This window comes from Nocardia sp. NPDC003183 (assembly GCF_053590715.1).
Genome location: NZ_JBSFTG010000001.1, coordinates 807,980 through 834,197, shown reverse-complemented (window position 1 = coordinate 834,197; position 26,218 = coordinate 807,980). Strand labels below are relative to the sequence as shown.

At 65.3% G+C, this 26,218-nt stretch carries 23 protein-coding genes and 1 riboswitch; of the genes, 13 read left to right on the top strand and 10 right to left on the bottom strand.

All coding sequences use genetic code 11. The features are described from left to right. Positions 1 to 2 precede the first annotated feature (2 nt). Entirely contained in the window at positions 3 to 1,217 is a 1,215-nt protein-coding gene (locus ACWDXS_RS03765) for an acyl-CoA dehydrogenase family protein (protein WP_449961685.1), read from the bottom strand. A gap of 135 nt (positions 1,218 to 1,352) precedes the next feature. Further along, positions 1,353 to 2,150: an SDR family NAD(P)-dependent oxidoreductase gene (locus ACWDXS_RS03760; protein WP_449961682.1), complete on the bottom strand. Its 798-nt coding sequence runs from the start codon at positions 2,148 to 2,150 to the stop codon at positions 1,353 to 1,355. Positions 2,151 to 2,249: 99 nt separating this feature from the next. Continuing rightward, positions 2,250 to 2,362: riboswitch (cobalamin riboswitch) on the top strand. A 106-nt stretch (positions 2,363 to 2,468) separates the two neighbouring features. On the opposite strand from ACWDXS_RS03760, the gene ACWDXS_RS03755 reads away from it, so the two are divergent. Genes ACWDXS_RS03755 through ACWDXS_RS03735 form a run of 5 tightly spaced genes read left to right on the top strand, consistent with a single transcriptional unit; the run spans position 2,469 to position 8,067 of the window. Then, on the top strand, positions 2,469 to 3,989 hold the full coding sequence (locus tag ACWDXS_RS03755) for an ABC transporter substrate-binding protein (protein ID WP_449961679.1): 1,521 nt from the start codon (positions 2,469 to 2,471) through the stop codon (positions 3,987 to 3,989). Then, complete coding sequence (locus tag ACWDXS_RS03750; protein WP_449961676.1) at positions 3,986 to 4,747, top strand: class I SAM-dependent methyltransferase; 762 nt, start codon at positions 3,986 to 3,988, stop codon at positions 4,745 to 4,747. The genes ACWDXS_RS03755 and ACWDXS_RS03750 overlap by 4 nt, the downstream gene beginning before the upstream one ends. 11 nt (positions 4,748 to 4,758) lie before the next feature. Next, entirely contained in the window at positions 4,759 to 5,724 is a 966-nt protein-coding gene (locus tag ACWDXS_RS03745; protein WP_449961673.1) for an ABC transporter permease, read from the top strand. Then, entirely contained in the window at positions 5,721 to 6,542 is an 822-nt protein-coding gene (locus tag ACWDXS_RS03740) for an ABC transporter permease (RefSeq protein ID WP_449961670.1), read from the top strand. Before ACWDXS_RS03745 ends, ACWDXS_RS03740 begins: the two co-directional genes overlap by 4 nt. Next, entirely contained in the window at positions 6,535 to 8,067 is a 1,533-nt protein-coding gene (locus tag ACWDXS_RS03735; RefSeq protein ID WP_378990294.1) for an ABC transporter ATP-binding protein, read from the top strand. The genes ACWDXS_RS03740 and ACWDXS_RS03735 overlap by 8 nt, the downstream gene beginning before the upstream one ends. 19 nt (positions 8,068 to 8,086) lie before the next feature. On the opposite strand, the gene ACWDXS_RS03730 is transcribed toward ACWDXS_RS03735, so the two are convergent. Then, positions 8,087 to 8,704: a hypothetical protein gene (locus ACWDXS_RS03730; RefSeq protein ID WP_449961667.1), complete on the bottom strand. Its 618-nt coding sequence runs from the start codon at positions 8,702 to 8,704 to the stop codon at positions 8,087 to 8,089. A gap of 91 nt (positions 8,705 to 8,795) precedes the next feature. Continuing rightward, positions 8,796 to 10,253: a helix-turn-helix domain-containing protein gene (locus tag ACWDXS_RS03725; RefSeq protein ID WP_449961664.1), complete on the bottom strand. Its 1,458-nt coding sequence runs from the start codon at positions 10,251 to 10,253 to the stop codon at positions 8,796 to 8,798. 157 nt (positions 10,254 to 10,410) lie between these two features. Between ACWDXS_RS03725 and ACWDXS_RS03720 the strand changes: the two genes are divergently transcribed. From ACWDXS_RS03720 to ACWDXS_RS03710, 3 genes are read left to right on the top strand one after another with little or no spacing between them, the layout of a single operon-like run. Beyond that, the gene (locus ACWDXS_RS03720; RefSeq protein ID WP_387444519.1) at positions 10,411 to 11,304 is read left to right on the top strand and encodes a helix-turn-helix domain-containing protein; all 894 of its coding nucleotides are present in this window, start codon (positions 10,411 to 10,413) and stop codon (positions 11,302 to 11,304) included. Positions 11,305 to 11,336: 32 nt separating this feature from the next. After that, positions 11,337 to 12,161, top strand: coding sequence for an SAM-dependent methyltransferase (locus ACWDXS_RS03715; RefSeq protein ID WP_378990298.1), 825 nt, complete (start codon positions 11,337 to 11,339; stop codon positions 12,159 to 12,161). Positions 12,162 to 12,217: 56 nt separating this feature from the next. Beyond that, a complete protein-coding gene (locus ACWDXS_RS03710) occupies positions 12,218 to 12,631 on the top strand; it encodes a hypothetical protein (RefSeq protein ID WP_449961659.1) in 414 nt (137 codons plus the stop codon). Positions 12,632 to 12,922: 291 nt separating this feature from the next. Here ACWDXS_RS03710 and ACWDXS_RS03705 read toward each other — a convergent pair whose 3' ends face one another. From ACWDXS_RS03705 to ACWDXS_RS03695, 3 genes are all read right to left on the bottom strand, one after another. After that, positions 12,923 to 13,297: a nitroreductase/quinone reductase family protein gene (locus ACWDXS_RS03705; RefSeq protein WP_449963395.1), complete on the bottom strand. Its 375-nt coding sequence runs from the start codon at positions 13,295 to 13,297 to the stop codon at positions 12,923 to 12,925. A gap of 509 nt (positions 13,298 to 13,806) precedes the next feature. Then, on the bottom strand, positions 13,807 to 14,691 hold the full coding sequence (locus tag ACWDXS_RS03700) for a phosphotransferase enzyme family protein (protein WP_449961656.1): 885 nt from the start codon (positions 14,689 to 14,691) through the stop codon (positions 13,807 to 13,809). Further along, a complete protein-coding gene (locus tag ACWDXS_RS03695) occupies positions 14,688 to 16,091 on the bottom strand; it encodes a helix-turn-helix domain-containing protein (protein WP_449961653.1) in 1,404 nt (467 codons plus the stop codon). The genes ACWDXS_RS03700 and ACWDXS_RS03695 overlap by 4 nt, the downstream gene beginning before the upstream one ends. Positions 16,092 to 16,294: 203 nt before the next feature. On the opposite strand from ACWDXS_RS03695, the gene ACWDXS_RS03690 reads away from it, so the two are divergent. The 4 genes from ACWDXS_RS03690 (at position 16,295) to ACWDXS_RS03675 (ending at position 20,877) form a co-directional block, all read left to right on the top strand. Further along, a complete protein-coding gene (locus tag ACWDXS_RS03690) occupies positions 16,295 to 16,510 on the top strand; it encodes a hypothetical protein (protein ID WP_449961650.1) in 216 nt (71 codons plus the stop codon). 187 nt (positions 16,511 to 16,697) lie between these two features. Next, entirely contained in the window at positions 16,698 to 16,931 is a 234-nt protein-coding gene (locus ACWDXS_RS03685) for a hypothetical protein (RefSeq protein ID WP_449961647.1), read from the top strand. 1,133 nt (positions 16,932 to 18,064) lie between these two features. Further along, a complete protein-coding gene (locus ACWDXS_RS03680) occupies positions 18,065 to 19,498 on the top strand; it encodes a radical SAM protein (protein ID WP_449961644.1) in 1,434 nt (477 codons plus the stop codon). Then, positions 19,495 to 20,877 carry a radical SAM protein gene (locus ACWDXS_RS03675; RefSeq protein ID WP_449961641.1) on the top strand — a complete coding sequence of 461 codons (1,383 nt, stop codon included), beginning with the start codon at positions 19,495 to 19,497 and terminating at the stop codon, positions 20,875 to 20,877. The genes ACWDXS_RS03680 and ACWDXS_RS03675 overlap by 4 nt, the downstream gene beginning before the upstream one ends. Here ACWDXS_RS03675 and ACWDXS_RS03670 read toward each other — a convergent pair. Further along, a complete protein-coding gene (locus tag ACWDXS_RS03670; protein WP_449961638.1) occupies positions 20,874 to 21,749 on the bottom strand; it encodes a glycosyltransferase family 2 protein in 876 nt (291 codons plus the stop codon). The two genes, ACWDXS_RS03675 and ACWDXS_RS03670, sit on opposite strands and share 4 nt — an antisense overlap. A gap of 220 nt (positions 21,750 to 21,969) precedes the next feature. Here ACWDXS_RS03670 and ACWDXS_RS03665 point away from each other — a divergent pair, with 220 nt between their 5' ends. Beyond that, on the top strand, positions 21,970 to 23,424 hold the full coding sequence (locus ACWDXS_RS03665; protein WP_449961635.1) for a hypothetical protein: 1,455 nt from the start codon (positions 21,970 to 21,972) through the stop codon (positions 23,422 to 23,424). 1,042 nt (positions 23,425 to 24,466) lie between these two features. On the opposite strand, the gene ACWDXS_RS03660 is transcribed toward ACWDXS_RS03665, so the two are convergent. After that, a complete protein-coding gene (locus tag ACWDXS_RS03660; RefSeq protein ID WP_378628649.1) occupies positions 24,467 to 25,003 on the bottom strand; it encodes a restriction endonuclease in 537 nt (178 codons plus the stop codon). Further along, a complete protein-coding gene (locus ACWDXS_RS03655; protein ID WP_449961631.1) occupies positions 25,000 to 25,929 on the bottom strand; it encodes a hypothetical protein in 930 nt (309 codons plus the stop codon). Before ACWDXS_RS03655 ends, ACWDXS_RS03660 begins: the two co-directional genes overlap by 4 nt. Positions 25,930 to 26,218 lie beyond the last annotated feature (289 nt).

Here is a 26,218-nt window from a genome sequence, read left to right as displayed (position 1 = left end):
GGTCAGGGAAGCAGACCCAGCGCGGTGCGGCCGACCACGTCGAGGATCGCGTCGGTGTTGGGAGGATGGAGTTGTCCGGTGCGGACGTCGCGGTAGAGGCGTTCGAGTTCGTTGCGGCGACTGACCGACGACGCGCCGACCACCTGCACCGCGGTGTCGACGACGTTCTTGGCTGTCCTGGTGGCGAATTCCTTCGCCGAGAACAGACGCGGAACCGCCCACACGCCGAGCTCGACGCCGGCGTCCGCGTCCCGGGTCGCCGTCTCGAGCAGTGCGTACGCGGCGTCGAGCTGGATTTCGGCTTCGGCGATCTGGCGTTGTACCGCCGGTTTGCCGGCGTGGGCCTCGACACCGGGGACCAGCGAGGAGCGGGTGCCGGCGTGCAGGATCGCGACATCGAGCGCCCGCCGGGCGATCCCGAAGTAGACATTGGCCAGCAGCGGCAGATACCAGCCGAGGATGCCGTTGATCAGCGGGGGGTAGGCATCGCCGGGCGCGTGCGTTCCCGCGAGCGTCGCGGCTTCGGCACGCGCGTTGTCGAAGATCGTGTCGTCGCTGCGGGTCGCCCGCACGCCGAGGGTGTCCCAGGTTTCCTCGGTGCGCACCCCCGGCTGGTCGCGGGCGACGAACAGGTGCACGATGCGCGGGTCGGCGGGGTCGGAGTCGTCACGGGCGTGGATACCCACCGAGGTCCACACCGGGCCCAGCGAGGTGAAGGTCTTGCGCCCGTCGACGCGGTAGGAGCCGTCGGGCAGGCGCCGGGCGCTCACCACCGAATCATCCAGTCCCACATCGTTTCCGCGTTCACCGTGACCGGCCGCGAACACCTCACCGTCGCGAACCGCGGCGAGCAACCAGCTGAAGTCCTCGGCACCGGAGAAGGTCAGCGCGGCAGCGGGCCCGGTCCAGTACAGATGCATGTTCACCGCGAGCGCGGTCGCGGGCGCCCAATACGCCAATTGCCTTTGCTCCCTGGACAATTCGCTGAGCGACAGGCCCCGGCCACCGTACTGCGGCGGCAGCGCGGCGCGTAGGTACCCGGCCTCGCGCAGTTCCTCGAAATCCTCGGTGAAGAAGGCGTTTTCAGCGTCGTAACCGGCCGCGCGGGCGTGGAACCGGTGGTAGTCCTCGGTGCTGAAGAAGGCGCTCGGCGCGGCGGCCGCCGAGAGCGGGGAGGTGCTGCTGGCAACGACGGTGGGTGTGACGGTGCTGGTCATCGCTGGTCTCCCGGGTTCGCCTCGGCGGCGAGATCGATGGCTTGCGCGAATCGGCGCGACTCCGAATGTGGCAAGTATCGCGGGCCGACCGGGCCGCGGTGAAGCAATAGAATCGGCCCGATCACATCCCGAACGTCAGTAGAAGACCGGCCCGGGAACGCCGCCCCCGGCCGCGATGGCATCGCCGGTGATGGCGATGCTGCGTGGCGAGGCCAGGAACGTCACCACATCGGCGACCTCACCCGCGTCGATGATCCGGCGAATCGAATTCTTGACCAACTCTGATTCCAGCTCGGCCACGTCGCCACCGTCTTGCTCGACCTGGCGGGTGAGACGTTCGGTGAGCCGTTCGGTGCGGGTGAGGCCCGGGTGCACGACTGTCACATTCACCCCGTGCGGCCCCAGCTCGTCGGCGAGGTTCTTGGTCAACGCCGAGACGCTCACGTTGCGGATGGTCTGCCCGATCGAATTGGCCTGCCGCGCACCGAGCCCGCTGATGTTGATGATGCGCCCCCACCCCTGCTCCACCAGATGGGGTGCGACAGCACGTGCGGTGCGCAGGTATCCGAGCACCTTGATCTCGACTTCCCTGCGCACGATCTCGTCGGTGGTGGCTTGCAGATCGCCGGCCGCGCCCGCGCTCCACGGTGTGGCGGCGGAGTTCACCAGAATGTCCACGCCACCGAGTTCGGCGACAGTGCGCGCGACGAGTTCTTTCACCTGCTCGTCGTCGCCGGTGTCGGTCGGTACCGCGATCACCCGCCGTCCAGATTGCCGAGCGATCTCGTCGGCGGCGGCGCGCAGCGGTTGCGCCGACCGTGCCGCGAGCACCACATCCACCCCCTCTGCCGCGAGCCCCCGCGCGATGGCCAGACCGATTCCCTTGCTCGCGCCGGTGACGATCGCCCGTTTTCCATCCAGTCCCAGATCCATGGCCCGACGCTAACAATCCCACCCGCAGCGCCACACGCCCCAGCTCGAGATGATCGAAACCCGCAGCAGCCGGGGCTTCTCGCGACGTCCGGAGCACCGCGTAGGATATCGCCTGTCCGTAGGGAAGACCGGTGTGAGTCCGGGGCTGTCCCGCAACTGTGAGGCTCGTTCCCGAGCCGAAGCCAGATACCTGCGGATGAACTGTTGAAACGGTCGTGATCACGTGGGTATTGATCGATGCGCCGAACCGAGCCACACCGGTTGTGGCTTGTTTGCGCATGTCTTCATCGCGTGTGAGCCAACGCGATAGGAGCATCCATGCAGCCGTCGAATCTGCGCCGCCGTACCTTCCTGCTCGGTGGCGCGCTCGCCGCGGGCACGGCCCTGGTCGGGTGCAACCGCTCGTCCGGGAACTCCGTCGACACTTTCACTGCCGCGTTCCAGGGCTCCGGTGCCGGTGAGGGCATCGATCCCGGTGTGAACACGCTGTTCATCGATGAGGCTCGGATGAAGGCGGTCTACGACGGACTGTTCGAGATCGACGAGACGATGACGCCGATCCCGCGCCTGGCATCAGCCGCGGAGCCGAACGCCGACGGCACTCGGTGGCGCATCACCCTGCGAGACGCCCTCTGGCACAACGGGAAAGCCGTCGGCGCCGATGACGTGCTCTACACCTTCTCGAGGGTGCTCGGACCGCCGCAGCGTCGCCCGTTCATCGCCGCCTCCTCGCTCGACAAGGTCGACCTAGCCCAGAGCCGCGCCATCGATGCGCGCACGGTGGAGATCGTCTTGAAGGAGCCCTCTTTCGAGTTCCTGATCGCGTTGTCGGCCTATGGGACCAAGATCGTGCCGAACGGGGCCACCGACTTCGAGCGGCCGGTGGGGACCGGCCCCTTCGTGTTCGAGTCCTTCACGGCGGGCAGGGAATTCGTTGCTACCGCCAACGATCGCTACTGGGACGGCGCCCCGTCGATCCGGCGACTGCGCATCGTCAGCGCGGAGTCCGATGCCCGGCTCGCAGCGGTACAGAGCGGCGAGATCGACTACGCCGACAACCTCACCCCGTCGGCAGCACGGACCCTGCAGGGTCGGCGCGGCCTGACGCTCGCGGCGACCCCCAACAGTGGCATCTACTTCTTCGCGATGAAGACCGACCGTGCCCCGTTCGACAACCCGGATGTGCGCCGGGCGGTCATGCGGATGCTCGACCGCGACGAGCTGGTCAAGGTCGCGCTCGAGGGCAACGGCGAGGTCGGCAACGATGTGTTCGGCAAAGGCTTCCAGTACTACGCCGACCTGCCCCAACACACCTACGATCCCGACGAGGTGGGCCGGTTGCTGCGCCGCGCCGGGGTGCGTGACCTGTCGTTCGACCTGTTCACCGCGCCGGTGGCGCACGGCTTCGTGGAGTCGGCAAGGCTTTTCGCCGAACACGCGGGCCGCTGTGGGGTGAAGGTCAACGTCGTCCTCGGTTCCAAGGACACCTATTACACCGACGCGCTCAACACCGGGCACCTCACGATGGGCCAGTCCGGGCCACTGCCCGTTCCGAACCATTTCGCGTCACGACTGCTCACCGGGTCGCCGCAGAATCGGACGAAGTGGTCCGATGCCGAGTTCGACGCGCTCTACGTCAAGGCACAGTCGACACCCACCGTGGAAGGACGTGCGGCGATCTACCGAACGATGCACGAAATCCTGTACGACCGAGGCGGCTTCGTCTTCTTCGGCAACACCGCCTGGAACAGCGCCGCGGGCGATCGTTTTCAGCAACTGCCCGCCGCGGTACCGAACTCGCACGGCTGGGCCCGATTCGACGAGGTGAATGCTCGATGACCGGACTGGACGCGGCGACGGCGCGGTACTGGCTCGAACGCTGGGACCGCCAGCAGGAGCACTACATGCCCGATCGCGAGCAGCGATTCGAGGTGATCGGCGATGTGTTGGACGAACTCGGTGACCGCGACGACTTGTTGATCGTCGATCTCGGGGTCGGTCCGGGAACCCTGTCGCAGCGGCTGCTCGACCGGTTTCCCGACGCCTGCGTTGTCGGCGTGGACGCCGATCCGCTGCTGCTCGGTCTCGCCGAACCGGCCTTGGCTTCGCCACGCTTCCGGACAGTGAATGCCGACCTGCGATCCGAGGGATGGCTCGACGCACTGGATCTGGAGCGAGTCCCGGACGCGTTCGTCAGCACCACCGCCCTGCACTGGATGAATCGGGATCCGTTGCGTGAGCTGATCAAGACCTGCGCGCAAGCGCTGAAGCCGGGCGGGTTGTTCGTCGACGGTGATCACCTGTACGAGGGCCCATCCGGGACCGGGCTCGATGCTCTGGGCAAATCGTTGACCGCGCGCCGCGCCGAGCGACAAGGAACCGGGGACGCCGAGGACTGGGCCGCCTGGTGGGACGCGGTGAACCGAGCACCCGAGCTCGCCGACCTCGTGCGGGCCCGCGACGGCGGATTCGAGCACACCGTGCACGATCGCCCGACCGTGCACGACTACGTCGCCTTCGCCCGCGACGCGGGATTCGCCGAGGCCGGCATCGTCTGGCAGTACGGTGACGACCGCATCGTGGTCGGTATCCGGTAGCGTCCGTGCGCTTGTCGACCCCGTTCACCCGATTCCTGCTGCGCCGCAGCGTCATCGGGATCGGCCAGCTCGGCGTGCTGCTGGTCTTGGTGTTCGTGCTCTCATTGCTGTTGCCCGGCGATGCTGCCGACGTACAGAGCAACGACGTCCTCGGCGAGCAGCAGCGCGCGGCGGCCAGGCATCTGCTCGGCCTCGACGTCGCACCGGTCCAGCGTTTCCTGGACTGGCTGGCCGGCGCCGTGGTCGGCGACTTCGGCGTGTCCTACGCCAACGGACACCCAGTCGGTGACGTGATCGCCGGCCCGTTCCTGACCACCGCGCTGATGGCCGCGCTGGCCTTGGCGCTGCTGGTCCCTGTCGCCGTCACGGCCGGGTTCGCCGCGGGCTCGGCACCGGGATCGTGGTGTGATCGGATTGTCAGCGCCGTCAGTATCGGGCTCGATTCCATTCCGGATTTCGTGCTCGCGGTCCTGCTCGTCAGCTACATCGCCCTCGATCTCGACCTGCTGCCCGCCACCTTCCTCGGGACCGACCTCGATACCCTGCTCGACCGTCCGGAATACCTGGTGCTGCCGCTGATCGTGATGGTCGCTCGCGTCGCCGCTCCCCTGGTTCGGCTGGTCCGCGCCGGTGTCATCGACGTGATGGATCAGCCCTATATCGCCGCGGCCCGCCGACTCGGCGTCGGCCGGATATCGCTGCTGACCCGCCATGTCGCGCCCAACGCGCTCGCGCCCGCGATGCAGGAACTCGGGCGCACCGGGGACGGACTGCTCTCCGGTGTGCTCATCGTGGAGGCGGTGTTCGTGGTGCCCGGCATCGCGTCGGCGCTCATCGGCGCCATCGGCAACCGTGACGACCCGGTCATCCTCGCGATCGTCGCGATCACCGGGGTCGTCGCCATCGCGATCAACACCGTCATCGATATCGCCGGGCAACGCATGGTGCCGGTGTCGGCCGAAGGCATCCGCCGATGACCCTGCGCCGCTGGATCTACAGCGTGCTGGTCACGGTACCGGTACTCGTCGCGACCGTGGGGCCGTTTCTCGCCGTGGGGGCGCCACCGCACCGTCAGTCGCCGTTCGGGCCGTCGGACTGGTCACCGTTCGGCACCGACCGACTCGGGCGTGATGTGCTGGCCGCCGCACTCACCGGCGGACGGACATTCCTCGTCGTCGCGGCCGTGACAGTCGCCATCGCCTATCTCGTCGGGTCGCTGATCGGTGTCGCGGCGGCCGCGGCGCCACGCGCGTGGGTGGACGAGTTGCTGATGCGCCCGATGGATGTGCTGCTGTGTCTGCCCTCGTTGCTCATCATCATGGTTGCCGCGTTGCGCACTCGTGGCTCAGCGGTCGCGATCGCGTGTGCGATCGGTTTCGTGCTCGTCGCGCCGATCGCGCGATTCGTTCGCATGACGGCCCGCGGGACTGTCCACGGTACGGTCATGGACGCGTTGCGGATGCAGGGCGAGAGCCGCGCCTTCCGATACGGCAACTACGCGGTTGCCGAGATGTCCCGGCCGATTGCCGCCGATCTGGCGTTGCGGTTCACCGCTGCCGTGTACTTTCTGGCGTCGGCCAATTTCCTCGGCCTCGGATTCGACACCACCTCGACCGATTGGGCGGTGTCGGTCGCGGCCAACAAGGACGCACTGACCATCGCGCCCTGGTCGGTGGCCCTGCCCGCGCTGTTGATCGTGGCGCTCATCGTCGGGGTCAATCTGCTCGCCGACGACCTGCTCGCCGACCCTCGCACCCACGCCGCACGCCTGGCCACCCGTGACCGCGATGGCTGAGCCGCTCATCAGTGTGCGTGCGCTACGGGTCACCGCGGGCCGGACCGTCCTCGTCGACGACATCGACCTCGATGTGTACGCCGGCGAGATCGTCACCCTGTTCGGTCCCTCCGGTGCCGGCAAAACCACCATCGCTACGGCGATTGCGGGCGTCGCGGTCGCGGGAACTGTTGTCGCGGGAACCATTCGGTGCCCAGGACCGCGGAGCAGCGTGCGGATCGGCTACCTGCCCCAGCATGCGGCGTCCACCCTGAACCCCGCTCGCAGAATCGGTACCGCGCTGGCCGAGCTGGAGCGGCTGCGTCGACGTCGCCTCGGGCTGCCGCGCACCGACAGGGCCACCCGGCGCGGCCACGTTGCCGACGTGCTGACAGCCGCGGCGTTCGAGGTGTCCGACCACACAATGGCCACCATGCTCGGCAAGTATCCGTTCGAGTTCTCCGGCGGCGAACGTACCCGGCTCGCGCTGGCGCAGGTGCTGATGTCGGATCCCGATGTGCTCATCGTGGATGAGCCGACAGTCGGATTGGATCCCCTCGCGCGAGCCGCCCTGCTCACCGGACTCGACCGGCTGCGTCGGACAGGCAAAGCCGTAGTGCTCGTCACCCACGACACCGTCGCCGTCGACCGGGTCAGCGACCGGACGCTGTTCGTGCGCGCGGGTCGGCTCCACGACAGCGACCGACCCGCGCCGGTGGCAGCACCGCGCCGACGACGAGCGTCCGCGGTGTCACCGCCTGTTCTGCGACTGCGCGATCTCGCTGTCTCCCATCGACGTTCGCGCGTTCTGCGCGGTGTCGACCTCGATCTGCATCGCGGTGAACTCGTCGCGATGGTCGGCGTATCCGGGGCGGGCAAGTCGACGATCGGTCGTACGATCGCCGGACTGGTCGGTCCCGACAGCGGCCACGTGCTGCTCGACGGCGAACCACTGGCCCCGCTGCGCCGGCGTAGTCGCGCACAGATCGCCGCCGTTCAGTACGTGTGGCAGGAGTCGGCAGCCTCGTTCGACCCTCGGCGCACGATTCTCGACCAGGTCGCGGCCACCGCCGTCCGGCTGCGCGGAGTCGACCGAGACACCGCCCGCCGGCACGCTCACGAGTTGCTGAACGACTTGGGTATCGATGCGCGGCAAGCACTTCGATATCCCGCGGGATTGTCCGGCGGCCAGCTTCAACGCGCCGCCCTCGCGCGAGCACTCGGCGCCGAACCCGCTGTCCTGGTGTGCGACGAGATCACCACCGCGCTCGACGCGCCGCTGACCAGCCGAATCCTGGAGTACCTCGACAGCTACCGGCATCGAACCGGCGCCGCGATTCTGATGATCACCCATGATCTGCGTACCCACCTCCACCGCGCCGACCGGATCGTGATGGTCGACGCGGGGCGCGTCATCGAGGCCGGCGTACCAGCCGAATCCTGCGCCGACCAGCCCATCCCGATCCTGTCCGGATTCCTGGCCGCCGACGAGGTCGGCCACACCCGGCGACTCCGCCGTACCAGAGGGACACCAACACCCACCTGAACACCGCAGTCCTCGCCCGCTATGGGGCGGGTTGGTGGCCCCGGCCCAGCGGGAGCGCGACGCGCAGGGCTCGAATTTCCTCGACCAGGTCGGCATAGCCTTCCTGGACCTGAGCAAAGCGCAGGGCGGCATGGTGCTGGTGTTCGGCGCTCTTGGTGTGGCGCAGTGTCCACTGAACGTGGGTGTAGGTGTCTGCCACGTGGCTGATCACCTCGCCGAGGGAATGGGTGTGCCGGCGGCCCGAGGTGGGGCGAGGAAGATGGCAGGCCGACCACTCGTCGATCAAGCCGATGACGGTGTTGATCCGGCCGCTGGTGGTAGGCGCGTCGAAGTCGGCAGGCCGGCGGGTGGTCGACACCGACGCGGTGAACAGAGTCGCGTGCAGATCCGCCAGCTCGCGTGCCCATCCGATCAGCGGCGACCCGCCCTGCAGGTTCCCGGCGACGGCGAGCAGTAACTGACGGGCCTCCAGTAACCCCTCGGCGGTCCGCACGCGTGTGTTCTCCCCAGCGCGGCTGTCGGGCTTCGCGGCGGAGCCGCCTGCGTGCGTCACAGCTACACACACCCGGCTCACCGGCGTCTGCCCATTGCCCGATGGCCACGTCTCGGCGTCGTCGTAGTCATGAGCTGAGTACATCGCCGAATAATCTCTGCGACAATGACATTCGACAGGGCATGTCGTAAATGCCGCTGTGTGGGGATGACATCGTCGGGTTGCGTCGACATTGCTACGCGGTCGCGAGGCGATGTTCGGTCAGCTGGTGCGGAGTGTGCCGGGCGGTGCGGACGGCCCGCCGGATCGTATGACAGAGATCGCGAACATCGGATCGCGAGGACGCGAGACTCGCGGCGTGCACCAGCTGCCCCAGCCGGTCGCCGACTCGCCCGCTGTCGACCTGACCGGTCATGTCCAGGCAAGCCGTCGCGACGGAGACCGCGTCATCGATCTGGCCGAGGCGGAAGGTGCCCGTGGCGATGGTGATGTTGTCGAACAGAATGCTGCGGGCAGGGCGTCCCGGCGTGGACGCGGCCAACGAGGCGCGAGCGGCGTCGACGGCTTCGGCTGTGTAATGTTGCGCGGTCTGTCCGCGGGCTGTCAGGGCGTACTCGTTGTAGATCACCGATCGCATCCCGGTGAACTCTCCGGGGGTGAAGAACACCCGGGTCCACGGGTCGATGGGATGATCTGCGACCCGGGCGATCTCGTCTTCGGCGCGGGCGAGCGCGGTCCGCATCCGGTCGACGTCGCCCATCATCGCGTGTGCCCAGGCCTCATTGGCGTACAAGCGCGCCGATTCCCCACCTCCGGTGGCGTCTTGGGCAGGTAGCTGGCCGAGTTGGAACATCCGCAGAGCGACGCGCGGGTCGCGTTCGATCAAGCTGATCCGCCCCAGCACGTAGAGCGTCGACGCGACCAGGCTGTCCGCACCCGCTCGCCGCGCGGAAACCAAAGCCATGGTGGCGTATTGGCGGGCGCGATGTTGATCACCGATGTCGTGGTAGGCCCACCCGATCAGCCGGGCCAGATCGGCGGTGGCTACCAGCAGCGCGTGTGCGAGCGTCGTGTGTCCGCGGTACCCGGCCAGCAGCGCGGTCGTCGATTTCAGGAGATCGACGGCTGTGCGGGCGACCGAGCCACCACCGTGTCGCTGGTCGCGTTCCCGCAATCCAGAGGTGGCGCTGCGCACCGCATCGAGATCGAGGCACCCTGTGTCGCAGGGCATCTCGGGAACGTCAAGGGAAGGTAGCCAGGGCGTCAGGATGTCAGCGGAACCGACCACGGCGGTCGCGAGGGCCTCCAGCAATGTCGCATCCGCGCCGCGACGCGTACCGGCACCGACGAACTCGGGAGCCTGTGACACCACTTCACGAGCGAACCCCACATTCAGGCCCGGCGAGGACAGGACGGAGTCGATCTCGGGAACCGGTGCGCCGAGCGCAGCCAGCAGAACGCGATAGGACTTGCTGGGCCTGCGGACCTCGCCGAGTTCCCAGCGCGCGATGTGTCGTTCCGAACACGCGACATTGACGCTGTCGCGGCGAGCCCTGTCGTTGATCAACTCGGCGAAATCCCCACGGCTGAGCCCTAATCGAGCGCGACGATAGGTCCGAAGTCGCTGCCCCCAGCTGTTCGCGGCTCCGGCATCGAGAGTGCCGCGGAGGGTGTCTGGGTCGGTGACGTCCATGAGTGGGCCCCACTCTTCTTGCGCCGCAGGGTATGTCGCAGTTCGGATACACCCTCCGACTTGTTCGCCAAATAATCGTGGTTGATAATCTAACCTGATAATCAGGATTGCGAAACAGGTGGCAGCCGCCGCCCAGCAGCCCGATACGGTGGGATCCATGGCACGAACCGCACGAAAAGTGCTGCTAGGTCGAGAGATCGACGCGCTTCTGCGCCGGTCTCGCACTACCCAGGCCGACGCGGGAAAGATGATCGGGGTGAGCCAGTCCCGCATCGCGGCGGTGATCAGCGGCACGGGAAATCTGAGCGCCCAGGCACTCGACGAGCTGGTCCGGCAGCTCGGCGTGACCGACCACGACTACATCGCGATCCTGCTCGATCTCCGCGAAGACAGCCATCGCCGCGGATTCTGGAACTCCGGCTACCGCCGCGCCTACATCGAGGAACTGCGACTGCTCGTCGACCTCGAGGCGGTGGCGGATCGACTACGCGAGACCGCTGCCGAGATCGTTCCCGGCCTGCTCCAGCACGAGAGCTACATCCGCGCGCTGCACGAACCCCTCCAACTCGACCCCGACGATCCGGACGCGGTCACCGTGGACGACTACGTCCGAGCCCGCGTCGCGCGTCAGCGAATCCTGCTCGCGCGGGGAGCACCCGAGTTCCACGCGATCCTGTCCGAATCCTGCCTGCGCCGCACCTACGGCGGAGACGCGGTGATGCTCGACCAGATCACCCACCTGCTCGAGCTGTCCGCCCGGCCCAACATCCAGATCCAGGTCATGCCCTTCACCCACCAGGCACCCGGCGCGGGCATGGAAGACCGCTACATCCTGGTTCGCGTGCCCTCCCCGGGAGCGGCCGGCGATCTCGAGATGGCCGTCATCGAAGCGCAGGGCGAGATCCGCTACATCGATGACAAACCCGCCGTCGGTATCCGCGACAAGATCTTCAACCGCCTGGCGATGACCGCCTTGAGCCCCCACGACTCACGTCAGTTCATGGAACACCTCGTCCGCGGCCTCCGCAGCCGCCCCACCATTCAGCGATAGACCGGCACCACCGCAACCGCAGAGGAATCACGATGTCCGACAGCGACTTCGAGCCACGCCCGATCGACACCAACAAACCCAGCTCCGCACGCATCTATCACCACATGGTCACCGGCGAGGTGATCTTCGAATCGGATCTGCCGTTCATTCATCGGCTCTACGCCGACATCCCCTTCTATCCCCTGTGGGCCCAGCACAATCGCCGGTTTCTCGCCCGCGCCGTTCGCTACATGGCCGGCACCGGGATTCGCCAGTTCCTCGACATCGGGTCCGGCCTGCCGACCGGCGGCAACACCCACGAGGTCGCACGCGAGCTCGCCCCCGACTCCCGTGTCGTGTACGTCGACAATGACGAAGAAGCGATCAACCGGGCCCGCGACCTGCTGCGTGAACAGGGCGTCACCGACACCGCGACGATGGTCGACGCCGATCTGCGCGACCCCGCGCGCATTCTCGCCCACCCCGATACCCAGCGCCTGATCGACTTCACCGAACCCGTTGGGCTGCTACTGGTTTCGGTGCTTCCCTGGGTCACCGACGCCAGCGAGCCCGGCAAGATCGTCGCGCAGCTGCGTGACGCCCTCGCCCCCGGTAGCCACATCGCGATGACACACGTGTCCCTCGAAGACGCGGGCGCGGAGATCAAAGCACAGGTCGCCGCAGGCGCGGCGGTCTTCACCGATGCCAGCACACCGGTCACCCTGCGCACCCGCGCGCAGTTCCAGACCTTCTTCGACGGGTGGACGATCGCCGACCCCGGCATCACCTACGCCACCGACTGGCGACCCGAACAGCCGATCGACCACGACGACTACGCCCGCCCCTGCAATTTCGCCGCTATCGGCAGCCTCCCCTAGCGTGCGCCCCGCGCTGTCGGCACCGTCGCCGGCAGCGCTGTTCGAAAGGATCCACCATGTCGTTACCGACACCGCCCGCTGCTCACTTCCGCAAAGCGGCCGCCAGTTCCCCGCAACAGGCGTGCGTGATGGTCTACCGCGACAACCACCGCACCCTCATCTGGGACGACAAACTCGCGCGCCCGGTCGCCACCGCGGCACACCCTGTCCCCCTCGAGGAATGCCTGACCCTCGACCACCATCAGTTCGAGGCCCTCCAGGCCGCGATCCGAGCAGACCGGCCCATCCGTGGCGCCCTGACGATCACCCGAGCATCCGACGACCTCTACGAATTCAGCGCCGCGCCGGAATGCCGCGCCTCCACCGGAGCCGCCCGGCTCTTCTTCGACCACCTCGAATACACCGCGTTCGTCCACGCGGTACGGCACCGCGAGTTCGAACGATCGACCTTCCTCTCCCACGCCGCGTGACCGACTCAGCCGTGAGCCGCCGCGTGCCGGCACAGCTCGGCCGCAGCACCTCCTGACAGCCGCGATACCCCGCACCCTCCGCTCAGATCCGACATGGCCACCGACCCCGAAACCGGTGTAGGTGCTGATGTTCGGGTCGGGTGAGGGGTGCACGGACCGCGGCTCCGGGATGCGGCGTGAGTCGGCCGGCACCATCAGTCGAAGGTCGAGCTGTATGCCGCTTTCCGGCTACCTCTGCACATCGCCGGGCCACATCCACTTCCCAACCGAACGAGCTGAAATTCCGCTAGCTCAGTCCAAGTCGATGCGAACGGTCAGCAGATCGGTACCAACCGCTCGTACCACTGCGCTGTTGGCCCGCGGCAGCTCACGAAGCCGAGCTCGTGCGTCGTCACCACGCACCAAGTGAGCGGTGCCGGAGTACCACCGTCCACGAATACGCAGTCGAACACGGTTGTTCACCTGGATGTTTCGAATGTATTGGGATTTTTCACCGAACTCGGAAACGAGCCAGAAGGCGTTGCCGCTTCGACGGCCGCCGATCGGTGTGGCCCGCGGCTGACCGCTCTTGCGCCCCGTAGTTTCGAGCAGGGTCTGAACCGGCAACCGTCCCATGATCGGGTTGCCAATATATCGTTGCCCTGCCGTCACCACTCGGTGTTGCAGGTCTCGCAGCTTGGTCACAATCCAATCTTACTAAGCCAGTTGTTGGCCACCGGGTCAGCGCGACGTTGCACCCGGTCATTGATCGTTGCGCGTCCCGCGACAACCCCGAGGCCGCAACCATGGTCAACGACCTCGCATACACAAACTGACTGTGGGCTAGAGCGCCCAGTGGGCCGTGTCGCCGCTGATCAGCGACCTTGCTGGTGAAACTTCCACGCATCAGTGACGATCTCGATGATCTCGGGGCGCGTCGGCTTCCATAGATCGCGCACCGTGCACGGACCGCATCCTGACGGCCGGGATCCCTACTGTCGTCATCGCGTGGCGCGAACCGAGTACTTTCGTCGCCGACTGCGTGGGCGTCGAAAACTCGAGGCGGCTGGCGTCACGGTCTTGAGCTCGCTGCCCTTGTTGACGAAGCGATGTCGATGAATCGCCACCTCGATCTCTCCTGAGCAATGGCAATCGTGGCGTGGCTGCGGACGAGGCCACAAATGTCCACCAGGGTGCTAGGCAATCGGGTGCCAGCCCGACCACGGTCTCGGCCCAGCAGCGCCACGTAGGCAATCGACCCGATGCTGAGCTTGGGTAGCGTGCTGAGTGTCCGCCCCTGCTGCTTGGGCTGCCATACAAGTCATGCGCAACTCACGAATATCTCGCAGAAGCGAGAATCCTTCCCACCCAGCTACGTCGTGGCCGTACGCATCGCAGAACGCGCCGTATCGCCCTGCGGAGATCCATCCGAAGGAGCTGTGTTTGATCGCTGTCGAGACCAGGTCCCACTCAGGCGGCCCGAATGAGGCCCGCTCCAGGTCGAGGAGTGTGGTTACCCCGGTGTCGGTGGTGACCACGTTGCCTTCCCACGCATCGCCGTGAATTGGCGACCATCGCATCCCGGATGGACGCTCAGCCCAACCGAGTCGCAGGTCAGCTACTCGTCGGTATAGCCACTGTCTGTCCGATTCGCTCAAGGAGGACGCGCCGTCAATTCGCTGCTCGAGCCGAACGAACGGATCGACTTCGGACAGGAAGCCGGGCACCGGCAGCTGATGCAATGAGCGGAGGGCCTGTCCTATCTCGCGCTCGGTTCCGCTGCGATGAGGCGGCAGTTCCTTCCACAACGTCACCGGACGCGATCCGATCACGGCAAAGTCGGAGCGGCTGCCCATCGGCTGCACAGCCGAAACATTGTGGGCCTGCAGCCATGCTGCGATCTGAAGCTCACGCCGGGCCGCTTCATCCTGGCCAGCTCGCGCGATGCGAATCACCAGATGCTGTCCGGGGACTCGAAAGATCGCATTCTCAGCCACTTTGATGGGCAGCATTCCTTTCGGGTCGAAGCCAGCGGCTGTGCAGGCTAATCGGGCGATTTGCTCGACCGGCATTGTGCTCATGAATTAGCGGCTGGTGTCGGGATCCTGACTTTGGCGCGGTGCGCGTAGCGGCGGAGTTCGGCGATATCCTCAGCCGCCCGTTGGGATTTGAGATGACGTGCACACCCAAGTGCTTGTCCGGCGATGGAGGTTGCTTCGTCCGGGTCGCCGGTCGCCATCACCAACGACGCCAGCTTGATGGTCGACATCGTCCGTGAGCGCGCGGCGGCCTCGGCATGGCCCTTCACTGCTGCGGTCAAGCGGTCGCGGGCTTCTCCAACGAAGCTTCCGTGCACGGCGATGTCGAAGAGCGCGTGGCCGGTGTCGCCTGCGTGCTGCGCGCTGTCGTAGTAGCGCATCCATGCTGGATCATTACCCGGGACGCAGCGGCTGAAATCGCGGTCAGCGTTGGCAATGGAGGTCAGGGTCGCGGGAATGTCACCCAGCTTGGCGTGCACGCGTGCCTCGGTGGTGTGCAACATCGCACGCTCGGTCGCGGTCAATTGGTCGGCTTCGGTGAATGCCCTCCGCGCGTACCCGAGCCCGTCATGGTGGCGGCCGGTCCATATCGCGTGCCGTGCCATGGAGGACAGGATCTTCGCCCGTAGGTTCACCGCGCCGGACTCCTCGGCACAATCCAGCGCCAACGCGAACATGGAGTCGGCGTCGCTGTGCGCACACGCATCGAAAGCCATGAACGCAGCGGTGTGTGCTAAAGAGCCCACAGCCGTCTGCAGAGCCGCACGGTCGCCAGGCGAACATGGGGCACGTAGGTAGGCAACGGCCACCCGAAGTTGCGCGACGACAACGTCGCGGACTAGGCCGCCACCGTAGGTAGCATCCCATCGGGCGAATAGTTGTGCGGCTTCACTAATCTGGTTGATCTCGACGGTACCCACTCGCGTCGGGTTGACGGTGGTGCGGGTTTCGCTCAGCATCTGGGTGAGGCGGTCGGGTGAAACCATGACTGTTGCAGCGGTAGCTGCGGCCCCACGCAGGAATCCTTGACGGTCCACGGACTCCACGGTAGCCCCGTTCGGGAGCTTGAACCACAACAAGTCCGCCGGGATGCGTAGCACGGTCGCCCATTTGACCAGCTTGGAGAGCATCTCCGGTGGCGGCCCGTTCTCGATCCGACTCAGTTGCGCTTGGCTGAGATCTAGCCACTGCCCCATCTGGATCTGACTGAGCGGCTGTCCGTGTGCGGGGTGATTGCGATACGCCGCGATGACCGTTCCCATGTGCCAGGACGCCAGCGCCTCGCACAGCGAAGCGTGAGCCCAGAACTCGGCCGGCATCTCGGGCGGGCCTTCCGCGGACTCGACGTCCGAGCACTTGCCACACCACGGGCCGAGATTCAACCGGCTCAATATGCCCCCACACGTCGCGCAGGTGCGCCCATTGTCGGCCACGACCGTCATCGTTTCGCTCCCGCCGCTCTATGCCCCACACAACGCGAATAGTTTGACGCTATCACCCGCCGACGCAGCCGGTATGTATCCCGCGCATACCGGATATTCCTTGTGCGCGTTGCCCTTAACCCCACTGTGTAGCGATTGTCTGTTTGTCCGTATCACCACCGACACGGACTCCGCAATTACTGGCAAGCCGACGAGGTGACTAGATGACAACAACCCTCGAAACCGATGTGTTGGACCTCCTCAGACCGGGCGGGCAGCTCACCGTCGACACGATCGCACACAACCTGACGGTGGCGCCATGGCGAGCGGCGCGTGCGTTGGAAGCGTTGCGCCACAAAGGCGATGTCTTCCGGAACCGGCGTGCAGAGTGGCAGGTATCAGTGGGCAAGCTCCGCCCCGCCAGACAGGCAAGCCGATGAGCCACCCGAACTTCTTCGGTCCGATGTCCTTGCCATCACTAGAAGACCTGCACAGGACCCTCGAGACCATGCGCGAGGAAGGGTGGCTAACTGACGTTTCGGGCAGCCCGACCGTAGTCAAGCCTGTTGACCCAGTGGTCGGCGAACCAGCCGGAGGTTTCGAATGAACCGGACCAGCTCGCCGCGCATGGCCTACACTGAAACACCACGATCACGGTGCGAGTTCTACCGCCACGAGTGCTCACTGCCCACCGTGATCGACCCCGACACCGGGCGGATCACGATGAAGGCCGGGTTTGTCGGCGCGGTGATGATGCCTACCGAGCTGGCCCATCGGGTCAAAACCGCCCTCGACGTGCGTGGTGTCGCGCCGTGCCGATCATTGGCCACCCCCGCGCGGGAATGTGGACATTCCTGGTGAGGTCCGATATCCGCCCGATCGGAGACCCCGCCGTCGTGGCACAGCTCTGGCGAGCGCGGGTGGTCGTCGTCCGTGAGGGCGATATCGCGTTGCCCTCGCCGGTGCCGGACCCGTTGATGGCTCGCACGTGGATATCCCCGGCCATCAGCAAGTTCCGGCCATCCGGATCGGTGGTCCTCGAATGCGCCCGAGCGTGCCTGCCGAGGCAACTCACCCGATGACGCCCGGCGGTGGGTCCCCGCGCCCGGAGGAAGCCGATGTTCACCTCACCATCCAGTTCCACAGTGTGCGAATGGATTTCGCCGCCTGCCTTACCGCCGCGCTCGTTTTCGTCCAAGACATCGCCGCCCGCAGACCCTGCACGGTGGCTGTCGACTCCGGTCATTGCGCCGGGCTCCCGCGTCTCCCCAACGAACGCTTGTATTTACTGCCCTGACCTCGCGGATCACGGGGCAACTCCGACCAACTGAGTGACCTTTGCGCCTACCTCGTGCGGACCTGAGACCCGTCACCGGCCAGGCGGCGCGAAGGCGGCCCCGGAGATCGAAATTCCCGGCGATGTAGCGATCTCCGGGGCCACCCAAACCCTTCCCGAAAACCACCTGAATACCTCGAACCACACCGGTGCCCCCGAGCCGCGCCGGTTCGAGGGTGGGGAAACGCTCCCGGAGGCCGCCCAACCGGCCTTCGGGGGCACCCACACCACCCACCCACCGGGCGGCGCACGGTCGTGGTGCGGCACAACGACGCCACTCATCTACCGGCACCGCAGCGAAACAGTCGATTCCGTGCGATATCGGTGGTGGGCACGTGAACACGATCACCTACGAGCGTCATGACTACGCCAGTCGGCAACCGAAATCGACGCCGTGCCCGCCGACACCCGCCACTGTGTGACGGTCTCGATTCTGGGCACCTTCGGCGATGCGGACCTGTGGGCGATGACGGCGACCGAATACCGCCCGAAGGCGCACCCGTTCGCACCCCGTCAGATCATCACCACCCCAAACACCGACGGAGTGACCGGATCAGCTGCTCCGCCCGCGCCTGACAGACCTCAGACCACCTGAATACATCGAAATCATCACCCCGGCTGTATATCCGGCCAGTTAGCCCGAGGCCCGGGAGCCGTCTTGGACCTTCAGGCGGCCGAGATGACCTGGGACGGCCACGACACCGACGAACGCGACGCCAAACACCCTCGGCGCGACGTTCGACTCAGAAACAACCTCACCGGCAACCGCCGTGTGAGGGACACGAGAAGGAGCGCCACCATGCTCGATTTCAACCCAGACCTCCAGATCGGCGGCCGGGTCCTGCGACTAGTGATCGATGCGGTCAACGAATGCAATCTTCGCTGCTCGTACTGCCATCCGGGTGAGGTGTGGAAGCGCCAGCAGTTGCCAGCCCGCAGGGTCGCTGCCGCTATCGAAGCAGCCGAGGCGACTGGTGTTCTCGAGGTCGTCTTGACCGGCGGAGAGATCACCCTGCACGAGGACTTCGGTGCAGTGCTGGATGCGACGAATCTGCTGCAACGTACTGCGTCGACGTTGATCACCAACGCAACCCGCCTCACCGCCGACACCGCAGACCAGCTCGCCGCGTCGAACCTGACGCGGATCTGCACCAGCGTCGATGGAATCACCAACGGTTTGCACGGGTCAGCGCGCGGAAAGAACCTGTCAAAGGTTCTCGACGGGCTGCGGACACTCAACGACACCGGCAAGCCGATCACGGTGATCACCGTTGTCCACCAACGTAACTGGGAGCGCGTTGTCGAGCTCAGCTACTTCCTCGCCGAGCACGGTCTGGCGTCGCAGCATCACCTGTGCGCACCCAGCTTCTCCGGACAGGCCCGCGCTCACTATCCGGAACTGCGGCTCCGCGAGTACGAGTTCCACGGCGTCCAGGAACTCGTCGACGCCAACCATGACGACCTCGCCGCGGCTGGGCTGTACCTGACGTTCAACTCATTCTGGCCGGCTACTGGACTCAGGCCGCTGGCGGTGAACCCGTCGAGGACAATGACTTTGCAACAGCTGTCCGAGCAGGTCAAAGACACCCTCTGCAACATCCGTCCCTCCGGCGAGTTCCGGCTCCAAGCCGCTACCTGGGGCCGGGAGATGGTCGGAAATGCCGCGCTCGGATCGGTCAGCGAAGCACCCGTAGCGGACCTGCTGTCACGTGCGGAAGCGATCCTGGCCGAGGGATCGGCCCGCCAGATGCCGCGCGAGGTTGAAGCTCGACACAAGTTCCAACTCGGCACAGCGGCGAACAGCACCACGACCGACCTGCTGATCGGCCGCACCGACACTCTCGAGCCCGCTCCCGAAGTGGACCTGATCCCGATCCGCAGCGTGGATGACCACTGGATTCTGAACAACCCAGTCGACGTGGAAGCCGTTGCCGCGCAGTTGCGCTCACGCCGCAACAAGCATCGGGTGGTGCGCCATCCAAGCGGGACGATTCTGCTGTTCGACCGCTCCCGATCCCTGGTGACCATGCTCCGCCCCACCGAGTGGGAACAGGTCGCGACCGCGACCGGGCCGGAAGCGGTGACAGCATGAACCTCTCGACACCCCACACCGATCCCGTCCAGCTGCTCTACAGCGATGCTGGGCTCGCCGCCCTGGCCACTGAGGCCCTCGACCTCGCACCGGCGGACCCAGGGTTCAGGGCCGTACTCGCCTCCCACCTGGCCGCCCCGCACACACCAGCGACAGCCCTGGCCGCAGCATCAGGAGTGGACCTGGCCGCTGTGGTCGAGGTCTACCAGCACGCCCGCACGAGCCCTGGCGTACAGCGACTCGTCGGGTCCGCGTTCTACCCGCACCGGCTGCGGTACGGATTCGCCACCGCCACCGTCGCCGAATGGCAACGACGCCCCGAGATCCCGGACCGGGTCCTCGCGCGCGAACCGGTTCTGGCCGAGACAATGGAAATTCACCCCACGCGCGGCACCTGCCCTTACCGCTGCAAGATGTGCCTGTGGTCGGATCAGTCCGAACTCACTTACGCCACAAAGCAACTCGACACCGGCGGCCTCATGACCGCCACTGATTGGCAGCAGGTCCTCGGTGAACTCCACGACGGTGGGGTGCGTCGGCTGATCGTTTCCGGGGGCGGCGAGGCGCTGACCAACCCGGATCTGCCCGCGATCCTCGGTCGGGCCGCCGACCTCGGATTCGAGATCCACGTCTACACCACCGGATTCTCGATCCGCCCCGGCAGTGCGCTGTACGCCGCTTTGCTGCGCTGCCATCGCCTACGGTTCTCCGTCCATTCCCCTGACCCGGTCACCTACGACGACGTCGCCGGAACACATCCCCGGATGCGCGCTCTCGAGCGGGTCAGCTCGAACATCGCGGCGCTGCTGGAAGACCGCGGCGAGCTGCCCGCTCTCGGGATCGGCATGGTGATCCAGCCCGACAACTACAACCAGGTCGAAGACATGGCCGACTTCGCCGAGTCGGTGGGCGTGGACTGGCTGGACCTGCGCAAGGACGAAGTCGACGTCACCGATGGCCTCGATACCCCTCAGACCTCGGTGGTACAAGCTCAGCTTCGCGCTGTGCGGGCCCGCACCGGCGGCAATATGCGGATCGACCTCGGCGATGAACTGGTGGCCCTGGCCAACGGACACCTGCCCGAACGCACCCGAACCAGCGAGTGCATGGGCCGCTGGTTCCGGCCCACGATCGGAGCATTCGGACACCTGACTCCGTGCGACCTCAAGGCCGAACCACGCTTCGCGGCAACCGGTTACGACCTGGGCAAGGTCAAAGGCGCACGGCTTCTCGACATAGTGGCCACCAGCAGTAGCCGCCGCATCGACGATGACTGCGCCCAGTGCATGCCCAGCTCCCGCACTGGCAACGCCATCGTCCACAAACTGCTCGCCGACCTCCAGGCCGGGCTCGGGCTGGCCGACCAGCCGTTCGGCTAGCGGCTCTTCAACCGTTGTGTCAGCGCGGTGCGGGCCGCCGCCACCGCGCCACGCACCACAAGCCCGGCCGCCACCAGTGGCGCGAACACCATCCATGGTGTGCCCTGGTGGTAGTCGCAATAGAACCGCAGGGCACTGCGATGGTGGGTGCGGATCTTGCGGAACGGTGCGCTGCGCATGCTCCCGCCCTCGCGGTGGCGGATCTCCACGCTCGGATCGAGCACGACCCGCCACCCGCCGCGATGCATGTCCAGGGCCATCTTGGTTTCCTCGAAATAGAGGAAGTACCGGTCATCGAACCCGCCGACAGCGTCGAACGCTTCGCGCCGAAAAAGCATGCAGCACCCGGATATCCAGTCGACGTCGCCGACCTCGGTCACTGGCGTACCGAAGTAGCGGCGGGTTGCCGGATTGGCGGGCCAGATCCCGCCGAGCAGGGCGTGGGCGATACCGACCGCCAGTGACGGGAACCGACGCCCGGATGGATACGGGGTGCCGTCCAATCGAGCGATTCGCGGGCCGATCATGCCGATGCGCTCGTCGGCCTTGGCCGTGTCCACCAGTGCCGCGATCGAGCCCGGAGCAAGCTGGGTATCCGGGTTGGCGACCAGGATCCATTCTGCGCTCGTCGCGGCGGCTCCTTGGTTGATCGCCGCCGCCAGGCCCACGTTGCGGGGATTCCGGATAACCCGCCCACCGAACTCTTCGACGATATCGGCACTGCGATCGGTCGAGACGTTGTCGATACCGATCACATCGACCGCGTACGGCTCCACCGCCGCCTTGAGAGTCTCCAAAAAGCCGGGCAGATCCTCGGCACTTTGGTAGGTCACCAGAGCCAAACCGACAGTCTTCTCTTCCGCGCTGAGCATGACCGCGAACCTACCACCCGCCACCGCTTTACTCTCACCAATCACGCGCCTGAGCTGGGAAACTCTCGCCCGCATTACCCTCGTCGCCCGTCAGCGATTCGGACTGGCCTCCAACGGTAGACGGCGGCTCGTGCAGCGCGAGCAACTCCGATTGCTTTTCGTCTCCACATGCTCCGTGAACAGCGCAGGTAGCCCCGACGGCGTGCCAAGATGTCACACCATGAAGATCGATCTTCCGCCGGAGATGTACGGCGGGAATCCCGCTGGCCTCATCGAACACCTCGGCCTGCGCGTCGACCGCCGTCCCGCCGGAAAAGATTCCGTATGGGAGGTCATAGTGAACCCGATCGACCTCGTGGAGGCCACGACACTACACGGACCGCCGCTGTCGCGAAGTCGCTTCGATCTCTCTGGCGTACCCAAGCCCGGAGTACCAGGAGGGATGAAAGCGGAACACGTGGAACGGTTCGACCAAGTGGCCCGAGCGCTCGACAGCCACCCCACGCTGCCGTCCCGCCTTCAACGGGTCACGCAGACGCTGATCGCAGTGCCGGACGCGGAAGTCCCCGCCACAATCAAGTGGGGCAGCGACATGCTCGCCGAATTTCCGTTGTTGCACGCGGACGGGTCGACCGAGCCGATGTTTCCCAGACATTCGGTACATGACATTCGGATTTCCGACCTGGCCTTCCGCTGGTCGAAACTGGCGCAAGTCTTCATACGCCTCAAGTACAACAGCGCGGCAGAGATCATCGAAAGCTCGAAGGCCAATCCCGACAGACAGGAGTTCCAGTCGTCGAGTGCCATGCTGTTCGGGACAGTCTTCGGTGGACTCTATTTCGCCCCGTTGCTCGGCAATCTGTCCCCGTCGATGTGGGGCTTCGCCGCAGCGCGCCTCGGGCAGGTCATCGTGTACACCTTTGGACGACAGATTCCCGGACGCGGACTCGGCCCCAACGCCCACCCCGTCGACTCCCTGCTGGAACTCACCCACCACTCCACTTCTCACAGTTTCGACGTCCACACCTTCGACGACTCCGCGCTGCACAAGGCCGCGTACTCGGAGGCCGTCGATTGGTGGGCCGCGAAGATCAACAACACCTTGTTCGACATCTTCAACCCCGCCACCTACGTCGACTCGAATGGCTTCTACGTCCCAGAAGAACATCAACGTTGGATGCTCAACGTTGAGCAACTCCTGTCACGCATCAGCGCGATCACCCGCCATCCCGGTGACCAAGCCGCGCAGCTAATGCTCATGTTCCCCGCGATGGACATCCTCGGAGACAGCTTCACGGGTAGCCACGGGATCGCTCAACTCATGTCTCCCAAACGCATCAGTAAACGCATCGAGGCGATCAAGTCACACGTCCCCGACCGCATCAGATCGCTGATCCTGGCCCCGGCCTACCGCGCGCTGGAAGCCGCCACCCAGGTCGCCGACGAATTCTTCATCGGCAGCCGAAATCGAGACGCCACCACAGAATCGCGACTTTCCGACCTGTGGAACGCGCGACGCAACACCACCCACGGGTTCACCAAGGACGCCGAGATCCTGGCCGAGCACAGTGGAAAGCTGCCCGCCGACATCGTTTTTGTCCCGATGGTGTACCTACTCGACATCCTCACCGACAGACAACACCTGATCGAACGGATACGACGCAACTGCAGATGACACGACGTCGGCGACCTCGGCATAGGGAATCTCGCTGTCGCAACCGGCCACAGCAGTAGCTGGTCCGAGTCGGACGAGCGGGTCGCCAGGTAGCTCGCCCAGCTGCGCTGTACGAATTGGGCCCACCGGTGAACCGTTTGCGGGCCAAATCGTAAAGGTCGCTGACCAGGTGCTGATCCAAGCTGGAGCCCCCGCAGATCACAGCGTCGCCACCTCAGAGAAGCCAACAGCCTCCTCAAATTGACTCTCATGAGATCGAGGCAGCACGCAATGACGCACGCTGTCCTGTCTCAGACCTCCCAAAAGGGACGGGCCTAGGGCAGGACTGCAAGCGACTGCTGAAGCAAACCGGGTCGCTCAGATCGAGTAGCCACCCACGACAACCAGGCGTTTTCCAGTTGCCCATGTTTTGTGTGTCCTGCCCAGGCGCGATCCTGCGACAGAGTGTCCATGCGCCGACGCCCATGCGATCGTCTCAGCCATCCAACGGGCGCGCGGTGCGGTTGCTGCCGAACCGTCGCAACTTGTCATCAAACCCGCCATTTAATGGCTGATGTCGACCAACGACGTTCGCGGACGCCAACGCTACCAATCAATGTTGCCTACGCGAACCCGCGAACGTTCAGCATATCCGCAGTTCAGGGGTCCACGGCGTCAAGCGCACCCAACCCCGTTTGCTCTTGACAGCGACATCAAACGTAAGCTAGCCCGACGTGAGTACCCCGACGTGAGTACATGGAGTTACCGCACTCCACAGCTCGAACGAGCTGTCGAGGTCAGCGTCGAAGGACATCAGCGAAGAATAGGGTACTGGTCAGAGCTTGGACCACAGGTATTCCGCCTCAGACGTTCTGATGGACAACCACATCGTCTACGACCTCTGCCGGGCCCGCGCTGCCGCGGGCTGTCAGGGCCAGCTGGAACTCGCCGCGGATCGAAATGGGTTGGTGCTGTCGAGAGCTACGAACCCCTCGCTCAATTCGACGAAGACCACGCACATGCCCGGCGGTGGCCTGTGGACAACCGCTTGGCCGAAGGCCGGTTACGGCACCCCGAGTCCGCCACGCATATGGGCCAAAAGAAACCTTCGCAGTAGGAGGTCGACCCACTCCTCGATGCATGTAAGCCGACTGATCTCCTCGGTGGTTATCACGAGCACCTTCATCCCGCGAGCGATCGCTCCGATGCCGAGGGCGTGGGCGTGGGATTGCTCCCGCACCTCACCCGTTACCCCGTTGGCCGCGATCAAGATACCAGCCTCGACGCTGCGATTGGCGAGTATGTTGATGAAATAGCCAAGAGTGGCGCTGTCGACCGGTCGACTCCAGTCCTTACACTCAATCAGAATGACATGCGGTAGAGCGTGCAGGCCGTTCTGGTGTTTCCCGTTGCATACACCGAGATCTACTTGCTCTGTCCCGAAGTAGCTGATGCCATTGCGCTCCACGAGGCATCCCGGTACCAGCTCGAAGAGGTACTGAGCCAGCTCTTCGTATGCCTTTCCTTGTGCGTCAGTATTGGTCGCTTCAGCAGCCAGCCGGAGGATGCGTTGGATCTCCGTTGAGTCGAGGCCGGTCATCTGCCATGCACCGTTTCGTTGCGGATCCTTCGCAGGAACGAGCCCAGCTCACCGGTGTCGACCTTGTCGACGAAGTCTGTCAAGCTCACCGACCACACCCGCGCACCAACCGCTGACATTTCGGGAGCGGATGACGGCAGGTTGTAATACAGCACGAGGCCGAGCGTTCCTGACTCATCCCTTACGTATTGGGCTAGCTGCGCCTCGGCATGAGCCTTCGGCTTCCCATTGAGACCGCTGAGCAACTCCACGAAGACAGGAGTATCAATCTGCGGATGGCTGAAAACTAGGTCAATTCGACCGGAGTTGCCGTGGCCTCTGGTCCGCACCTCCCGCTGAACTGCAATCCCACGGTCACGAAGCACCTGCTCAAGTCGTTCCGCCACGATGTCCTCTACCGGTAGTCTGGACCGGATTGAAGTTGTGATGACGGTATTTCCTGCTTCCAGGGAATCCTTGACAAGGCGTGCGATTAATTCCGACTTACCTTTGCCCGGTGGTCCGTCGACGATGATTGGCGGAAAGTTTGAATCAGGGCTCCGGGTTATCGATTGTATGAGTAGTCGTAAGTGGAGTCGGATCGCCTCTCTGTTGTCGATGCGTGCCCTTACAGTCCATGCTTTTGTTCCGGACAGGGCTTGCAGCGACGACCGGTCCGACGGGTCAATAATGAAGAGGAGAGGTAGTCCGCAAGCATAGGCGATTCCGGCTTCGATCAGAATCGCAGCTCGTGACTCCGATGTGCCGTCGGATTCATCACTAGGTACAACGACAACTCCGAGGTCGAACTCATCGAGCGGCGTTTCTGCGAGGGTAAGGCCCGCCCCGAGCTCGTAGCTCGTCCTGATGCCGACGTTCTGCTCATCCAAGGCTTTCCGTAGGACTGCGAGGTCCAAAAATGTCGGTGCCATCACCAGGGATTCCACAGGCGCCGAGCATAGTCGCCCGGGTCGAGCGATGCCTCGGAGAGGACTGCTGCACACCGCACGGACCTCGGTGGTATCCCGTCAAGGTGACCTTCGTAGTTCGACCGACACCGCAGCGGCGCTGTTGTGCCGAGCCGCACGGTCGCGCCGGTGCGGTGCATCGGCTTGTTAGCTCTCTTCGTCTTTGTCTTCGTCTTCGTTGCGGGCGGCGGCTGCGGCGGCGCGGTCGGCGAAGCCTGCGGTGGTGGTACTGAGGGCGCGGCTCACCGCGCGGACGCTTCCGTTCGGC

Coding starts and splice junctions, on each gene's coding strand:
- ACWDXS_RS03735 (WP_378990294.1), top strand. CDS start 6,535: ATGGCTGAGCCGCTCATCAGTGTGCGTGCGCTACGGGTCACCGCGGGC.
- ACWDXS_RS03725 (WP_449961664.1), bottom strand. CDS start 10,253: ATGGACGTCACCGACCCAGACACCCTCCGCGGCACTCTCGATGCCGGA.
- ACWDXS_RS03760 (WP_449961682.1), bottom strand. CDS start 2,150: ATGGATCTGGGACTGGATGGAAAACGGGCGATCGTCACCGGCGCGAGC.
- ACWDXS_RS03765 (WP_449961685.1), bottom strand. CDS start 1,217: ATGACCAGCACCGTCACACCCACCGTCGTTGCCAGCAGCACCTCCCCG.
- ACWDXS_RS03715 (WP_378990298.1), top strand. CDS start 11,337: ATGTCCGACAGCGACTTCGAGCCACGCCCGATCGACACCAACAAACCC.
- ACWDXS_RS03690 (WP_449961650.1), top strand. CDS start 16,295: ATGACAACAACCCTCGAAACCGATGTGTTGGACCTCCTCAGACCGGGC.
- ACWDXS_RS03675 (WP_449961641.1), top strand. CDS start 19,495: ATGAACCTCTCGACACCCCACACCGATCCCGTCCAGCTGCTCTACAGC.
- ACWDXS_RS03695 (WP_449961653.1), bottom strand. CDS start 16,091: ATGACGGTCGTGGCCGACAATGGGCGCACCTGCGCGACGTGTGGGGGC.
- ACWDXS_RS03700 (WP_449961656.1), bottom strand. CDS start 14,691: ATGAGCACAATGCCGGTCGAGCAAATCGCCCGATTAGCCTGCACAGCC.
- ACWDXS_RS03755 (WP_449961679.1), top strand. CDS start 2,469: ATGCAGCCGTCGAATCTGCGCCGCCGTACCTTCCTGCTCGGTGGCGCG.
- ACWDXS_RS03670 (WP_449961638.1), bottom strand. CDS start 21,749: ATGCTCAGCGCGGAAGAGAAGACTGTCGGTTTGGCTCTGGTGACCTAC.
- ACWDXS_RS03665 (WP_449961635.1), top strand. CDS start 21,970: ATGAAGATCGATCTTCCGCCGGAGATGTACGGCGGGAATCCCGCTGGC.
- ACWDXS_RS03710 (WP_449961659.1), top strand. CDS start 12,218: ATGTCGTTACCGACACCGCCCGCTGCTCACTTCCGCAAAGCGGCCGCC.
- ACWDXS_RS03730 (WP_449961667.1), bottom strand. CDS start 8,704: ATGTACTCAGCTCATGACTACGACGACGCCGAGACGTGGCCATCGGGC.
- ACWDXS_RS03750 (WP_449961676.1), top strand. CDS start 3,986: ATGACCGGACTGGACGCGGCGACGGCGCGGTACTGGCTCGAACGCTGG.
- ACWDXS_RS03720 (WP_387444519.1), top strand. CDS start 10,411: ATGGCACGAACCGCACGAAAAGTGCTGCTAGGTCGAGAGATCGACGCG.
- ACWDXS_RS03660 (WP_378628649.1), bottom strand. CDS start 25,003: ATGACCGGCCTCGACTCAACGGAGATCCAACGCATCCTCCGGCTGGCT.
- ACWDXS_RS03740 (WP_449961670.1), top strand. CDS start 5,721: ATGACCCTGCGCCGCTGGATCTACAGCGTGCTGGTCACGGTACCGGTA.
- ACWDXS_RS03685 (WP_449961647.1), top strand. CDS start 16,698: ATGGCCTACACTGAAACACCACGATCACGGTGCGAGTTCTACCGCCAC.